This window comes from Actinotalea sp. C106 (genome assembly GCF_023630195.1).
In the GTDB taxonomy this organism is placed as follows: Bacteria; Actinomycetota; Actinomycetes; order Actinomycetales; family Cellulomonadaceae; genus Actinotalea.
The window spans coordinates 1-622 of record NZ_JALPKN010000622.1 but is presented as its reverse complement, the minus strand read 5'-3'; the positions used below and the strand labels follow the sequence as shown (position 1 = coordinate 622).

General features: G+C 78.1%; 1 protein-coding gene. It reads left to right on the top strand.

Annotation, left to right across the window (positions count from 1 at the left end):
• On the top strand, positions 1-622 hold a 622-nt coding region (locus L0B03_RS18855), incomplete at both ends, for a DUF58 domain-containing protein (RefSeq protein ID WP_250448647.1).

Here is a 622-nt window from a genome sequence, read left to right as displayed (position 1 = left end):
GGGTGCGGGTCGGGCGGCTGAGCCACGGCACCACCGAGGCCCTGGTCGAGGTGCCGCTGACCCGCGTGCTCGGGGTGTCCGCCACCTCGGTGCGCACCGGCGCCCAGGAGCTCTTCGCCGTCGAGCACCAGGGTCTGGGCCCTGGCACGTACCTGACCGGGCCGGTGGGGCAGGTGCCTGCGGGCCGGGTGGTCGTCCTGCCCCGCGGACGCCGGATGCCCGGGCTGCCCCTGCCGCTGCGTCTGCGGGGGCTGACCGGACAGCACGAGTCCCGGCGTCCCGGGGACGGCGGTGGGCTGCGCGACGTGCACCCCTTCGCCCCCGGGGACAGCCCGCGCCGGGTCGACTGGCGGGTCACCGCTCGCCGCTCGCCCCACCTCGAGGAGCTGTACGTGCGCCGCACGGTGGCCCTCGCCGAGGCCACGGTCACCCTCGTCGTCGACTCCCGGGACGACGTCGGGCCCGACGTCTCGACGTGGTCCGGGCTGCGCCCCATCCGACCCGACGACGCGACCTCCCTCGACCTCGCCCGGCAGGCCGCCGCGACGATCGCCGAGGGCTACCTCGGCGCGGGGGACCGGGTGGGGGTCGAGGACCTGGGCGTCCGGCGCCGCGCCCTGCG